Below are 13337 nucleotides of genomic sequence, written 5' to 3' on the forward strand. Positions count from 1 at the left end.
TTACGCGGAGAAGGTGACCGACACCGTGCCGAGGCCGGTGACAGTGGCATGAACGGCAGCGCCCGGCGTCACGGGACGCATCGGGCCGAGGGCACCGGAGAGGATGACCTGGCCCGCGCGGAGCGGCTCGCCCAGTTCGCGGGCCTGGCGGGCGAGCCAGACGACGGCGTTGACCGGGTCGCCGAGGCAGGCGGCGCCGCTGCCGGTGGAGACGGTCTCGCCGTCGACGGTCATGGCCATCTCGGCCGCGACGGGGTCGAAACCGGTGAGCGGGACGCGCTGCGCGCCGAGGACGTAGCCGCCGGCCGAGGCGTTGTCGGCGACCGTGTCACCGAAGCTGATGTCCCAGTCGGCCACCCGGCTGCCGCAGATCTCGATCGCGGCGACGGCATGGTCGATGGCTTCGCGCACCTGGGCATGGTCGAGCGGTCCGTCTGCGAGGTCGGCCCCCAGCACGAAGGCGATCTCGGCCTCGACCCGCGGCTGGAGGATCGCGTCGGCCGGCACGACCGAGCCGTGGGCGTACTCCATGTCGTCGAAGAGGAAGCCGAAGTCGGGCTGGTCGACGCCGAGCTGCTGCTGCACGGCCGTGGAGGTGAGGCCGATCTTCCGGCCGACGACCGTGGCACCGGCCTCGATCCGCTCGGCGGCGAGCCGCTCCTGCACGGCGTACGCGGCCTCGACGTCGTCGCGGCCGATCAGGTCGCGCACGGGGGCGGCGGGGGTGCCGGTGGCAGCGGCCTCACGGAGCCGGGCCGCGGCGGCGGCGATGCGGTCGGTGTCGGCAGTGGGGTGGTTCTGGGGCATGTCGTCCAATCTGCGGCATGGGGCGCGGGGAACTCCACGTCGGCGTTCCACTCAGCGGTACGCTCTTTTCCATGGAGGACAGCGACACCGTCCTGGGCAAGGCACTGGCGATCCTGCGCGCGTTCGGCCCGGCCGACTCCGTGCTGCCGCTCGCCGAGTTGGTGCGGCGTACCGGTCTGGCGAAGGGCACCGTCCACCGCGTCGCGGGGGACCTGGTCCATCACCGGCTGCTCGACAAGACCGACCACGGCTACCGGCTCTCCGGGGGCCTCTTCGAGCTCGGTCTGCGCGCCGCCACCGAACGCACCCTGCTGGAGCTGGCGATGCCGTTTCTGCAGGATCTGTACGAACGCACCCACGAGACGGTGCACCTCGGCGTGCGCGAGGGGCATGAGGTCGTCTACGTCGCCAAGATCGGCGGACACCGCCAGGCCAAGGCGCCCTCCCGCACCGGTGGGCGGATGCCGGTGCACTGCACGGCGATCGGCAAGGTGCTGCTGGCCTACGCCGGGGAGGACGAGCAGGCCGCCGTGCTGAGAGCCCCGCTCGAACGCCGCACGCCGCACACCGTGATCGCCCCGGGCCTGCTGCGCCGACAGCTCGTGAAGGCGGTCGAGACAGGTGTCGCCTACGAACGCGAGGAGTCGACGCCGGGCCTGCTCTGCGTCGCCGCGCCGGTCCTCCCGCCCGACGGCCGGACAGCGGTCGCCGCCATCAGCGTGACCGGCCCGGTCGGCCGCTTCCGCCCCGAGTCCCACGCGAACGCCGTACGCGCCGCGGCCACGGCCCTGGGCTCCACCCTCGCCCGCCGGCGCCCCTGAAACCGGCCGTGGCCGGGTGCGACGCACTTCGCGTCACACCCGGCCACGGTCCGGGGCGTGTGGGTGGTCAGGCCGCCCGGTCCTCGACGGCCGCCGAGGAGAGCGGGATCGGCGTGAACATCTCGGGTTCCTCGTCCGGGGTCAGCGCGGTCGGACCGTACACCCAGTCGGTGAAGGCGTAGTCGTCGGCGTCCCGCGCCCGCATGATCGCGTTTCGCTGGAGCCGGGACTCCCCGTCGAGGTGCCACAGCTCGCCCCAGGCGCGGGCCGTCGTCTGCACCCGGCGGCAGTGCTCCACCCGGACCGCCTCGTACGCGGCCAGCGCACCGTCCCAGTCCGGCTCGGTGCCCGCCGGGGCGGCCTCGGCCAGCCGGGCGTAGTGCTGGGCGAGCACCCAGCCGTCCTCGATCGCCATGATCGCGCCCTGCGCCATGTACTGGAGCGGCGGGTGCGCGGCGTCGCCGAGCAGGGCGATCCGGCCGTGCACCCAGGTCTCGATCGGGTCGCGGTCGAACATCCGCCACCAGCGGTCCCGCCACATCAGCGGAATGCCCTTGACGACGGTGTCGCAACTGCCCACGAAGGCCGCGTCCAGCTCGTCTGGGGTGCCCCAGTCCTCCTCGCCGGCCAGGGCCTTGGGCGACTCGAACACGGCGACCTGGTTGAACATGTCGCCGCCGCGCAGGGCGTACTGGACGAAGTGGCGGTGCGGGCCGACGTAGACGGTGACGTCGTTCTCCGCGATGCCGTTGTCCTTGACCTGCTCGATGGGGACAGCCGCACGGTAGGCGACGTAGGAGGAGCTGACCACGTCGTCACCGATCAACTGGCGGCGGGCCACGGAGCGCAGTCCGTCGGCCGCGATGACCAGCTGGGCGGACTCGACCCGTCCGTCCTTCAGGAGGACCCGGGCGCCGCCCTGAGTGTTCTCGTAGCCGACGACGACCTGGTCGTTCAGCAGCTCGACACCGGCGCGCCGGCAGGCGCGCAGGAAGATGCCGTGCAGGTCGCTGCGGTGGATGACCATGTAGGGAAAGCCGTAGCGGCGTTCGAGGTCGCGCAGGTCGAGCCGGGTCAGCACCTGGGAGTCGAGCGCGTCCCGCATCACCATGTTCTCCGGGACGACGCCCAGCGACTTCGCCTCGTCCAACAGGCCGTACTCGGCGAGGATGCGGGTGCAGTTGGGGGCGATCTGCAGGCCGGCGCCGACCTCGCCGTACTCCGGGGCCTGTTCGAGAACGCGTACCCGTAGTCCCTGGCGTGACAGGGCGTAGGCGGTGCTGAGGCCGCCGATGCCACCGCCGACCACCAGGACGTCAGGCTGTCCGGCAGGCGTGGGTTCAGGGTTCATGTGCTGTCCTTGCATGTGCGGGGCGGGCCCCGGGTTCAGAGCCAGGCGCCCAGCGCGGGGGCGGGGGTGCCGTCCGCGGCGCGCAGGTCGGCGCGACGTCCGGTGAGGTAGGCCGCAATGTCGTGCAGTTCGCCGGTGACCGGGACGGGCTCGCCGTCGCCCGGCAGCTCCCAGCCGGCGCCGGTGGCCGGGGCCCGCAGGGCCACGGCTGGGCCGGGGGCCGCGGCGCGCTTGGCGGCGACGTCGTCGCACAGGGCGGCGAGGAAGTCGGCCGGCAGGTCGGCGAAGGAGACGCCGGTCGCCAGGTCGACGGCGTGGACGCACACTTCGCGGGAACGCATCCAGGGCAGTTCGGTGGCGGGGACGGTACGGCCCTGGGCAGTGACGACCTCGTGCCGCCACTGCTCGTCGGTGAGCTGGTCCATCCGCGCCTCGAGCGCGTCCGCCGAGCGGCGCAGCCAGGCGGTCAGCCGGTCGGCCGGCAGGGCGCGGCCGCGTTCGATGCCGGCGGCGCGTTCCTCGGGCGAGGCGTACATCGCGGTGGGTTCGCCGGTGGCGGCCCAGTGGACCAGGTTGGACAGGGCCTCGGCGTTGGCGGCGACGTGCGCGGCGATGTGGGCACGGCTCCAGCCGGGCAGGGTGCTGGGCGCGGCGTACCCGGCGTCGTCGAGTCCGGCGACGGCGTCGAAGGTCAGCTCGGCGCCGATCAGGGCCCAGCGGCGGGCGTCGGCGAAGGTACGGGTGCCGTTCGTCACGCTGCGACGACCTTGTTGGTGCAGGCGCCGAGGCCGGTGATCTCGGTGACCACGTTCTGGCCGGGGAGCAGGAAGACCTTGGGGTCGCGGGCGTTGCCGACGCCGGCCGGGGTGCCGGTGGCGATGATGTCGCCCGGACGCAGGGTGATGACGGTGGAGATGTACTGCACCAGGAAGACCGGGTCGAACAGCAGCGTGCCGGTGTCGTCCTGCTGCATGACCTGGCCGTCGACGACCGTCCTGACCTTCAGGGCGGGGCGGACGCCGCCGACCTCGTCGGGGGTGACGACGTACGGGCCGACCGGGGTGGTCGCCTCCCAGATCTTGCCCTGGGTCCACTCGATGGTGCGGAACTGCCAGTCGCGCACCGAGATGTCGTTCATGACGGTGAAGCCGGCGATGGCGTCGGCGGCCTGCTGCTCGTCGGCGCGGCGGACCTGCTTGCCGATCACGACGGCCAGCTCGACCTCCCAGTCGAACGCGTCGGTCTCGGCCGGCTTGACGATGTCGTCGTTCGCGCCGATGAGGGTGTCGGCGAACTTCGGGAAGAGGGTCGGGTAGTTGGGGAGGTCCCGCCCCATCTCCTTGATGTGGTTGATGTAGTTGTGGCCGACGCAGACGACCTTGGACGGGTTCGGGACGACCGGCGCGAAGTCCGCGCCCTCGACCGGGTAGGTGGTGCCGGAGGCGGCCGCGGCCTTGGCCTGCCAGTCGGCCTCGGCGAACAGCTCGCCCAGGTCGGTGCAACCGAGGTCGACGTGGACGTCGCCGTCGAGGCGGACCGCCCGGGTGCCGTCGGTGGTGCGGATGGTGGCGAGCTTCATGGTCAGACGTCCTTCTGGGTGCGGTGGAGCTGAAGCGCCTCGAAGACGGGCGCGTCGGAGAAGCGGAAGAGGTCGAGGGCGCCGGAGTCCGAGTCGGTCCCGCCGGCCTCGGACCTGGCGGAGAACGGTTCCCAGGACGGGACGACGAACAGGTCGCCGCGGCTGACCGTCCAGGACTTCTCTCCGACGGTCACGACACCGGAGCCGTCGAATACCTGGTAGACGGAGGAGCCGGTCTCGCGCACGGGCGCGGTCTCGGCGCCGCGGGCGACACGGTGGAACTCTGCACGGATGGTCGGCAGCACGTCGGAGCCGTCGTGCGGGTTGGCGTAGCGCACCGCGGCGTGGCCGGGCTCGACGGTGCCGCCGTAGCCCTCCCTCTCCAGCAGCAGCTGGTCGCGCAGGGCGGCGTCGGTGTACTCCCACTTGTAGGAGAGCAGCGGGCTGCCCGGGGTGGCCGGGGCGGCCGACAGCGGGCGCAGGCCCGGGTGGCCCCACAGGCGCTCGGAGCGCGACCGCTCCGGCGTGATCCGCTCGGCGTCACTGATCTCGTCGCGGCCGAACTCGAAGAACTGCGCCTCGGTGACGTACTGGAGGGGGATGTCCAGACCGTCGATCCAGGCCATCGGATCGGCGGTGGCGTTGTGGTGGGCGTGCCAGTTCCAGCCGGCCTGCGGGAGGAAGTCGCCGCGGTTCATCGGCACCGGGTCGCCGCCGACGACCGTCCACACGCCCGAGCCCTCGACGACGAACCGGAAGGCGTGCTGGGTGTGACGGTGCTCGGGGGCGTCCTCACCCGGCATCAGGTACTGGATGGCCGCCCACAGCGTGGGGGTGGCGAAGGGCCGGCCGCCGAGGGACGGGTTGGCCAGCGCGATGGCGCGGCGCTCGCCGCCGCGGCCGACCGGGACGATGTCGCCGGCCTGGGCGGCCAGCTCGCGCAGCCGCTGCCAGCGCCACACGTGCGGTATGGCGCGCGAGCGCGGGTGGGCCGGCATGAGGTCGCCGATCTCGGTCCACAGCGGGACGAGCAGCTCGTTCTCGAAGCCCCGGTACAGCTCTTCGAGAGCCGGGGTGACCTCGGGCTGCCCCTCCGCGGCGACGGCCTGCAGCCGCACCGGGGAGCCCGAGGCGATGTCATGGGCGAGGGAGGAGTGAGTCACAAGCCACAGCGTGCGCCGTTTCTCTCTGAAGAACATGTAGATTCTGCAGAGCAGAACCATTCCGGGAGTACACCATGGACAAGCCGCTCAAGACCCCGCCGCCCTACCCCATCGCCAGCGTGGACCACGCGCTGCGGGCCGCGACCATCCTGCAGATGGAGGGCGGCGCGAGCGTGTCGCAGATCGCCGAGCGCCTGGGCGTCGCGAGGTCGACCGCGCACCGGATCCTGGCGATGCTGGTGTACCGGGACTTCGCCGTCCAGGGCGAGGACCGCGTCTACCGCGCGGGCCCGGTGCTTGAACTCGCCTCGCACTCCCAGTCGCTGGTCTCACGGCTGCGGGCCGCGGCCCTCCCGCATCTGCACCGGGTCGTCGACCTGCTGGACGAGACCGCGAACCTGATCGTGCGCACCGGGGACACAGTGCGCTTCATCGCCAGCGTCGAGTGCCGGCAGGCCCTGCGGGTCGGCTCCCGGGAGGGCATGGTGTTCCCGGCCCACCGCACCACGGCGGGCCTTCTGCTGCTCGCCGACCTCCCCGACGAGGAGCTGGACGAGGTGTACGCAGCCGAGCGGTACCGGGAGCGTCCGGCCGAGCGCCCGGATCCCGACCAGCTGCGCGCTGAGCTGCGGCGGCTGCGGCGCAACGGATTCGCCGTCAACAAGGGACGGTCCGAACGCGGTCTGGTCGCTGTCGGCATTCCGGTGCGTGACCGGGACGGCGCCGCGCTGGCCGGCCTGTCGGTGTCGCTGCCCAGCGTGCGCTACGACCCGCACCGCCTGCGGTCCCTGGTCGCCACCCTGAACGCGGCGGCGCACGCCCTGGAGCAGGACCTCGCCGAGGAGGGCCCCTGACAAACGAGAAGAGCCTGTACGACGACGTCGGCGCGGCGGTGTCGTACAGGCCCTTCCCGGACGGTCTGCCCGTGACTCAGTTGTTGGCGACGAAGTCGGTGACCAGCCGGTTGAACTCGTCGGCGTGCTCGATCATCGCCCAGTGGCCGCAGCGGTTGAGCACCACCAGGCGGCTGTTCGGGATGTTCGCCAGCAGGAACAGCGAGGTCTCGTAGGAGACGACGCGGTCGTCGCGGCCGTGGATCAGCAGGGTCGGCACCTGAATCGTCGGCAGCAGCTCCGGCTTGACCCACTTGGGCAGCGGGGCGCCCTTGGGCATGCCATCGACGTAGTTGCGCAGGTGCTCCGGGCGGGCGAGAGCGGCGTCCGAACGGGCCTGGCACAGCTCGGGGGTGGCGAACCGGGCCTTGTCGAAGACCATGATCTCGACGAGCCGGCGCATGTTCTCCGGGCTGGCGTCGCGGTAGGTCTCGATCAGGACCTTCAGGCCCTCGGACGGGCCGTCACCGGCGCCGAAGAGGGTCGGCAGCCGCATGCCGACCGGCGGGCCCATGGTGACCAGGTGGGAGATCCGCTCGGGATGCTCGGTGGCGAGACGGAGCGAGGTCTGGCCGCCCATCGAGTTGCCGACGAAGGCGGCCTTGTCGATGTCGAGGGCGTCCATGAACTGGATCGCGGCCTCGACGTGGTCGAGCCGGTCGACCGTGGCGGCGTCCGACTCGCCCCAGCCGGGCATGTCGACCGCGTACACGTGGAAGTGCTCGGCCAGGGCCTCGATGTTGCCGGAGAAGTTGCTCCAGCCGGTGGCGCCGGGGCCGCTGCCGTGCAGCAGGATGACCGGGTGGCCGGAGCCCGCCTCGTAGTAGCGGAGCTTCCAGTCGGCGGTCTCGACGGTGCGGGCGATGTCCTGCGGGTTGAGGGTCATCAGTGGTTCTCTTCCATCGGGTTCGGTGCGGCGGCGAGCAGGCCGGCGACGACGCCCGGGGGACGGTGGCCCCAGCTGTGCAGCCGGTCGAGCGTCTTCACCTCCCAGGTCTCGTCGTCGATGATCAGCCCGCCCCAGCCGTACTCGATGCTGAAACCGGACGGCGTGAAGACGTAGAAGCTGAACATGTGGTCGTTCGGGTGCATGCCGAGCGTCATCTCGAACGGCTGCTTGGCGTCCATGCACCGGTCGTAGGCCAGGCCGACGTCGCGGATGTCGGTGACCTCGACCATGAAGTGGTGGGTCTTCTTCGGCGACGGAAGGTCACCGAAGGCGACGGTGTGGTGGCGGCCGTTGCAGTGCAGGAAGATCAGGTCGGCGACGATGCCCGGGGCGAGCTCCTCGACGATCATGTCGCTGATCTTGAAGCCGAGCAGGTCGAGGTAGAAGCCCAGGTAGGTCTCCCGGGAAACGCCGTGGGCCAGCAGGACCTGGTGGCCCGCGCCGCCGGCGCCGGTCACGAAGCCGCCGAGCAGCGACGCGGACTCGAACGGCGTGGCGGCGTCGGCCAGACCGTTGACCAGCTCGAGCCGGTTGCCCATCGGGTCGGCGGTGATGAAGATCCGGTCCACCTTGCGGGCGGCGGCGAGCGCCTCGTCGCCCTCGGTGACCTCGACGCCGGCCGCACGCAGCTTCTCGACCAGGGTGTCGAGCGCGTCCGCGCCCTCGACCTCATAACCGGTGGCCACCAGGTCGTCGGCCAGGCCCTCGCTGATGACCCAGCGGTGGGCCTTCTCGTCGGTACGCAGCGTGAAGCCGTCCCCGGTCTTCTCGCCGAGCTGCATGCCGAGCAGGGTGACACCGAAGTGCTCCCAGTCGGCGAGGCTGCTCACCTCGTAGACGACGTATCCGAGTTCCTTGACACCAGACAAAGTCTTTCTCCTTCTTCGCAGGCTCAATCAGACGGTGGGCACGGCGAGGCCGTGGGTGTCGGCGGCGGCGACGAACCTGTCCGGACGGACCGCGATGACACGGGCGCCGTACCGGCGCATCCAGGGGAGGACGACCTCGTCCAGGTCGACCAGCTCGTCCGGACCCTGGGTGTGCGAGGTCTTCGGGCGCACCGCGCGGTAGTGGGCGCCGAGCCCGTCCCAGCCGGCCTTCTCCTCCGCCGACAGCAGGGTCGCCGGGTCGACGTCGTCGCCGAGCAGCACGAAGTGGTGGCCGAGGTGATGGTCCAGGCGGGCCATCCGGCCGGTGGTGTCACCGGTGATCGGCTGCGGGATCATGCGGCCGATGACGCTGGCGTCACCGGTCTCGCCGCGGATCCAGCCGCCCGCCAGTACCGGCGGAGCGGTGAGCGGCGGCTCGAACGGGGTGACCGTGCTCTCGGGCACCGCGTTCATCTCGGCCTGCTCCTCCTCGGAGACCTCTTGCTTGATCACCCGGCCGAGGCCGACCGCGAGGCCGGTGTAGAAGGCGGCGTTGGGGCGCCGCTCCGCCTCGTAGGTGTCCAGCCAGCTTTCGGGCAGCTCGCCCTTGAGTACACGGGCGAGTTTCCAGCCCAGGTTGTGAGCGTCGCGCATGCCGGTCTGCATGCCGGCACCGGCCCACGGCGGCATCAGATGCGCCGCGTCACCGGCCAGGAACACCCGCCCCTGGCGGAACGTGTCGGCCATCCGGACGTGGTGCTGGTAGAAGGCGTGCTGGTGGATCTCGACATCGTCCTCGGAAACGCCGAGCGCCTTGAGCAGAGGCCATATCTCGGCGCTCGTCGGATAGTCCGCCGGGGTCTCGTCGGGCTTGAGCGGGATCTCCCACCGGTGGTTGCCCGCGGACAGGGCGATGTCGACGACCGGGCGCTCCCTGTCGGACCAGAAGGTCAGGAAGTCTCGATCAGGCCACCAGCGCTTGACGTGGCAGTCGACGACCACCCAGGTGACGTCGTCGGTGTCGCCCAGCAACTTGCAGCCGATCCGGCCGCGGGTGGCGCTGCTGCCGCCATCGGCGCCGATCGCGTAACGAGCGCGGGTGGTACGGGTCACGCCGTCGGCGGTCGAGGTGACGGTGACGCCGTCGGCGTCCTGCTCGATGCCGGTGACCTCGTCGCCGTAGTGGACGGTGACCAGGTCGTCGTACCGCTCCTGGACGGCCGCGCGCAGCTCGGCCTCCATCGTCGGCTGGTAGATGTTGTAGAAGCGCGGAGTGCGGCCCAGGGTGGACGGCGGGTGTTCGATCCGCATGATCTCCGTGCGGTCGTAGGTCATCCATCGCAGGGCGCGCTGCGGGTCGATCACCTTGTCGATCCGCTCGTCGATGCCGAGGTCCTGGAAGATCCGCATCGTCCAGTCGTTGACCGTCACGGCACGCGCCCGGGAGTAGATGTCCCGGTCCCGTTCGAACGCAACGGCGGAGATGCCGTATCTGGCGAGGGTGAGTGCGGCGATCACACCGGTCGGGCCGTAGCCGACAATCGCGACATCCGCGTCATATCTCTTGGTCATGCGCTGGCTCCGTGGTGAACGCAATGGCAGAAGGTTTTGGACCGATCGGTCGGTATATTTTTAAGGTAGCAGCGCCCCTCCGCGGCCCGTCAAGAGATTCCGGGCAGGGATTTTCCACACCGGCGGGCCCCGGTCCTGGTGGGAAGCGCGCCCCGGCGTCGCCTACACTCCGAAAGGTGGAAATGATCGAGCCGCCCGCGCCGGAGACACGCACCAACCGCCGCGGCCGCCGGTCACGGCAGGAGATCCTTGACGCGGCCGCCCGCGTGATGTCCGTACGCGGCTACGCCGGAACACCGATGTCGGTGCTCGCCAAAGAGACCGGCCTGCCGAAGAGCGCCTTCTACCACCACTTCGAATCCAAAGCGGGACTGCTTTCGGCCGTCATGGAACAGGGCGCGTACGGCTTCTTCGACGCCATGCGCGAAGCCCATCGCAACCCCCCGGAGGGCGGCACCCCCCACGAGCGGCTCCGCTGGTATCTGCGCCGGACCGGCAACGTCATGGAGAACGGCGAGGAGTTCCTGCGCCTGCTGCTCGTGCTGGTGATGAGCCGCGAAGCGGCAGAGGCGCCCGAGGCCCTGCAGACCGTGATCGCGGTCCGCGACGAGGGGCGCGTCTACATGGCGCACATGATCCGCTCGTCCTTCCAGAGCGCGGGCGAGGAGGCCGCCGACAAGATCGCAGAGGCCCTCGCCCCCTTCGGAATGGCCGGCTATGACGGCGCATTCGTCGCCCTGCAGTCCGAAGGCGGCAGGCCCGTCTCGGCATGGATGGATCAGCTCGCCGACTCCATAGCGGCGCTCGGCGCGGCGATCATCGCCGCCGACTGACGAGGCCGCGACCCGCACCGGTGACGCGGGTCGAGGCTGGTGAAACTGGTCCTGGAGGGCGCTTTGGAGGCGGAACCGACCGAGCACCCGGGCTACGAGAAGGGCGACAAAGCAGCTGCGGGCTCGGGCAACTCGCGCAATAGGACGTCGAAGCGGCGGGTGCTGACCGATGTGGGTTCTCCGCAGGTGGTGCCCAACTCAGGTTCAACCGGTCGTCGCAACACGGGTCCATAGTCAACAGCAGCTGTTCGTCGAGGGCTTCGGCGAGGGTCTTCCAGCCGAGAGTCTTGCGGATCCTGCTGTTGTCGGCGTCCCCGCCGGCGGTCTCCGCGGCCCCGCGTAGTACCTCGATCGCCTCGCAGTGGTAGCCATGGCGCGCAAAGCGTTCGGCAGCCGGTCCACCTCCGGCAACCGCGGAGCCCCACCCGCCGCTGTTTTCGATGTCCATGAGAAGCGCCGGCACTCGGCAACCCCTGGTGCCTGGGCCGGCGGCACGGCTCCGGAGCGAGTCCGGGAGCCGTGCCGCCGGCGCCGGCCTGTGGGCGTGGGGTCAGATGTGGCCGCCGGGCGTCACGGTGATGGACGCCGGACCGGCCGGCAGGTCCACGGTGTACTGACGCAGGTAGGTGTCAAGGTACGGCGAGCGGTCGCCCTGGGTGGCCGCGTCGTCGGACGGGTCGTCCAGGGACAGCCTCAGCACGGCGCCCGAAACGCGGATGGTCCGGCCCGACGGGGTGTCACGCCACGACCCGGTCCGGATCGAGCCGATCTCCACGGCCAGGACATGCCCGGCCGCCAGCGTCCAGTCGGTCGCCTTGAGGTCGACGCTCATCCGGCCCTTCTTCAGCAGGGAGACTTGCTCGTTGAACATCACGGCCTTGCCGTCCGGGCCGACGTCGTAGAGCTTGAGCATGACGTTGCCCTCGCCCTTCGCGGTCAGCGAGATGTTCGGCGTGGCGGTCAGCCGCACGTCCTGGGTGAGCGGCTGCGACCAGACGAAGAAGCTGGAGCCGACCTCACCGGCCTGCTGCCTCTTCGCGATCCCCTTGGCCAGACCCTTGGGCGCCGGCTGCTCGGTCGCCGGGGCGTTCTCCATGTCCCAGTTGCCCGACGGCTGGACCGCCTTGGGCACCGGCGCGCCGGCTGCGGCCAGGGCGGCGCGGGCGGAGGCACCGCCGTCGTCGAGGTAACTTCCGTTCCCCAACGGGAGGGTGACGTCGCGCTCCACCACCGGCCAGGTGTCCTGGGCCCGCCAGTGTCCGGTGGAGTCCTCGACGGAGTACATCGGGTACTCGACCGAGGGCTCAACTCCCTTGAGGTACTGGTCGTAGAAGGACAGCGTCTCGTCGTACCAGCCCTCGCGGCCCATAGCCAGGCGGCCGTCCCCCACCCGGTCTCCACCACGCACATGGTCCCACTGTCCGACCCAACCGCGCTCCGGGCCGTTGTGGTTGGTGAGGTACTCCTGCATCTCCTCGGGCTTGGTGTTGTTCTCGATGAGGCCCTGGGTGACGAAGAGCGGCGTGTTGGTGCCCTGAGCCATCTTGGCCAGGTCACGGGAGGTCCAGAACGGGTCCTTCTGGTCTGAAATCCGGTAGCCGGCCGAGTTCTCGGTCAGGCACTGGGGGTGGGAGTTCTCGTACCGGGCGTTGGCCTGGTAGTGCGCGTCGTCGTCCGACAGCGGGGCCATTGCGGCAATGCCGTTGTAGGCATTGGCGGTTCCGGTCACGTTCGGGCGGGGGACACCGTTGGAGTAGATGTACTGGTACATGTCCCAGAGGGGCTCCTGGGCAACGACGGCCTTCAGCGCGGACTGCTTCAGGTCGTTGCCGATGAGGCCGGTGACGGCGTCGTAGGACTTGCCGTACATGCCCACCGCGCCGGTCGACCACGGCTGGTTCGCGGCCCAGTTGATCGCGGCCCTTACGTCGGCCTGCTCGCCGGGACCGCCCCAGTCGAGACAGCCGGTCGAGCCGCCGAAGCCACGCAGGTCGACCATGAGGAACGCGTAGCCGTCGGCGAAGAGGTCGCTGCCCTCGATGAAGTCCTGGAAACGGTTCGAGGGCCCGGTGTGGCTCCAACCCTCGGGGCCCGTCTGGCCCGTGTGTCCGAAGTACGGGCCGATGGAGAGGATGACCGGCACCTTATGCCCGGCGGATACGCCTTCGGGCATCAGTAGGTCGCCGTGCAGTTCGGTACCGGAGCCGTCCGAGGACGGGAAGTAGTGCTGGGTCCAGACCGAGCCCTCCGGGACACGGTCGTTCTGCTCGTGCGTAATGCCGTCGGTCGCGGTGGCGACCGCGGCGGTCGGGGTCCGAGCGAAAGGGGCGGGCGATGACGCGACGGCAGGGCCGGCGAGTGCACCGGTCAGCGCCAGAGTGGTGACGAGTGCCGAGGCGGCCCATCCAGGCGCGCGACGTCTGTTCACATGCTCTCCAGAGTCGTCGGTACGGAGTGGTGCGGCGGTTCCGGCTGAACGGCAGCCCCAGCCCGCCGTCGC

Annotated in this window: 13 protein-coding genes; 4 read left to right on the top strand and 9 right to left on the bottom strand. The window is 70.6% G+C overall.

The annotated features are described in order from the left end of the window. Positions 1–807 carry a fumarylacetoacetate hydrolase family protein gene (locus LRD69_RS02245; protein WP_277324851.1) on the bottom strand — a complete coding sequence of 269 codons (807 nt, stop codon included), beginning with the start codon at positions 805–807 and terminating at the stop codon, positions 1–3. Positions 808–878: 71 nt separating this feature from the next. Between LRD69_RS02245 and LRD69_RS02250 the strand changes: the two genes are divergently transcribed. Beyond that, positions 879–1628 (top strand): IclR family transcriptional regulator, encoded by a 750-nt coding sequence (locus LRD69_RS02250; RefSeq protein WP_277324852.1) that lies wholly within the window; start codon positions 879–881, stop codon positions 1626–1628. Positions 1629–1695: 67 nt separating this feature from the next. Here LRD69_RS02250 and LRD69_RS02255 read toward each other — a convergent pair whose 3' ends face one another. From LRD69_RS02255 to LRD69_RS02270, 4 genes are read right to left on the bottom strand one after another with little or no spacing between them, the layout of a single operon-like run. Continuing rightward, positions 1696–2979: an FAD-dependent oxidoreductase gene (locus LRD69_RS02255; protein WP_277324853.1), complete on the bottom strand. Its 1284-nt coding sequence runs from the start codon at positions 2977–2979 to the stop codon at positions 1696–1698. A gap of 35 nt (positions 2980–3014) precedes the next feature. Continuing rightward, complete coding sequence (locus LRD69_RS02260) at positions 3015–3734, bottom strand: maleylpyruvate isomerase family mycothiol-dependent enzyme (RefSeq protein ID WP_277324854.1); 720 nt, start codon at positions 3732–3734, stop codon at positions 3015–3017. Continuing rightward, positions 3731–4558, bottom strand: coding sequence for a fumarylacetoacetate hydrolase family protein (locus LRD69_RS02265; protein WP_277324855.1), 828 nt, complete (start codon positions 4556–4558; stop codon positions 3731–3733). The genes LRD69_RS02260 and LRD69_RS02265 overlap by 4 nt, the downstream gene beginning before the upstream one ends. Before the next feature lie 2 nt (positions 4559–4560). Next, positions 4561–5721: a cupin domain-containing protein gene (locus LRD69_RS02270; protein ID WP_277324856.1), complete on the bottom strand. Its 1161-nt coding sequence runs from the start codon at positions 5719–5721 to the stop codon at positions 4561–4563. A gap of 74 nt (positions 5722–5795) precedes the next feature. Between LRD69_RS02270 and LRD69_RS02275 the strand changes: the two genes are divergently transcribed. Continuing rightward, the gene (locus tag LRD69_RS02275; protein ID WP_277324857.1) at positions 5796–6575 is read left to right on the top strand and encodes an IclR family transcriptional regulator; all 780 of its coding nucleotides are present in this window, start codon (positions 5796–5798) and stop codon (positions 6573–6575) included. A gap of 76 nt (positions 6576–6651) precedes the next feature. On the opposite strand, the gene LRD69_RS02280 is transcribed toward LRD69_RS02275, so the two are convergent. Genes LRD69_RS02280 through LRD69_RS02290 form a run of 3 tightly spaced genes read right to left on the bottom strand, consistent with a single transcriptional unit; the run spans position 6652 to position 10004 of the window. Then, positions 6652–7500, bottom strand: a complete 849-nt coding sequence (locus LRD69_RS02280; RefSeq protein WP_277324858.1) for an alpha/beta hydrolase — start codon at positions 7498–7500, stop codon at positions 6652–6654. Further along, complete coding sequence (locus LRD69_RS02285; RefSeq protein WP_277324859.1) at positions 7500–8432, bottom strand: VOC family protein; 933 nt, start codon at positions 8430–8432, stop codon at positions 7500–7502. The genes LRD69_RS02280 and LRD69_RS02285 overlap by 1 nt, the downstream gene beginning before the upstream one ends. 27 nt (positions 8433–8459) lie before the next feature. Then, positions 8460–10004 (bottom strand): FAD-dependent monooxygenase, encoded by a 1545-nt coding sequence (locus LRD69_RS02290; RefSeq protein WP_277324860.1) that lies wholly within the window; start codon positions 10002–10004, stop codon positions 8460–8462. A gap of 182 nt (positions 10005–10186) precedes the next feature. On the opposite strand from LRD69_RS02290, the gene LRD69_RS02295 reads away from it, so the two are divergent. Both LRD69_RS02295 and LRD69_RS02300 read left to right on the top strand, forming a co-directional pair. After that, positions 10187–10837 (top strand): TetR/AcrR family transcriptional regulator, encoded by a 651-nt coding sequence (locus LRD69_RS02295; protein ID WP_277329596.1) that lies wholly within the window; start codon positions 10187–10189, stop codon positions 10835–10837. Positions 10838–10876: 39 nt separating this feature from the next. Then, the gene (locus LRD69_RS02300) at positions 10877–11071 is read left to right on the top strand and encodes a transposase (RefSeq protein WP_277324861.1); all 195 of its coding nucleotides are present in this window, start codon (positions 10877–10879) and stop codon (positions 11069–11071) included. Positions 11072–11387: 316 nt separating this feature from the next. Here LRD69_RS02300 and LRD69_RS02305 read toward each other — a convergent pair whose 3' ends face one another. Beyond that, on the bottom strand, positions 11388–13265 hold the full coding sequence (locus LRD69_RS02305) for a CocE/NonD family hydrolase (RefSeq protein WP_277324862.1): 1878 nt from the start codon (positions 13263–13265) through the stop codon (positions 11388–11390). Positions 13266–13337 lie beyond the last annotated feature (72 nt).

The sequence above is a fragment of the Streptomyces sp. JH14 genome (genome assembly GCF_029428675.1).
Lineage (GTDB): Bacteria > Actinomycetota > Actinomycetes > Streptomycetales > Streptomycetaceae > Streptomyces.

Coding starts and splice junctions, on each gene's coding strand:
- LRD69_RS02245 (WP_277324851.1), bottom strand. CDS start 807: ATGCCCCAGAACCACCCCACTGCCGACACCGACCGCATCGCCGCCGCC.
- LRD69_RS02250 (WP_277324852.1), top strand. CDS start 879: ATGGAGGACAGCGACACCGTCCTGGGCAAGGCACTGGCGATCCTGCGC.
- LRD69_RS02255 (WP_277324853.1), bottom strand. CDS start 2,979: ATGAACCCTGAACCCACGCCTGCCGGACAGCCTGACGTCCTGGTGGTC.
- LRD69_RS02265 (WP_277324855.1), bottom strand. CDS start 4,558: ATGAAGCTCGCCACCATCCGCACCACCGACGGCACCCGGGCGGTCCGC.
- LRD69_RS02275 (WP_277324857.1), top strand. CDS start 5,796: ATGGACAAGCCGCTCAAGACCCCGCCGCCCTACCCCATCGCCAGCGTG.
- LRD69_RS02280 (WP_277324858.1), bottom strand. CDS start 7,500: ATGACCCTCAACCCGCAGGACATCGCCCGCACCGTCGAGACCGCCGAC.
- LRD69_RS02290 (WP_277324860.1), bottom strand. CDS start 10,004: ATGACCAAGAGATATGACGCGGATGTCGCGATTGTCGGCTACGGCCCG.
- LRD69_RS02295 (WP_277329596.1), top strand. CDS start 10,187: ATGATCGAGCCGCCCGCGCCGGAGACACGCACCAACCGCCGCGGCCGC.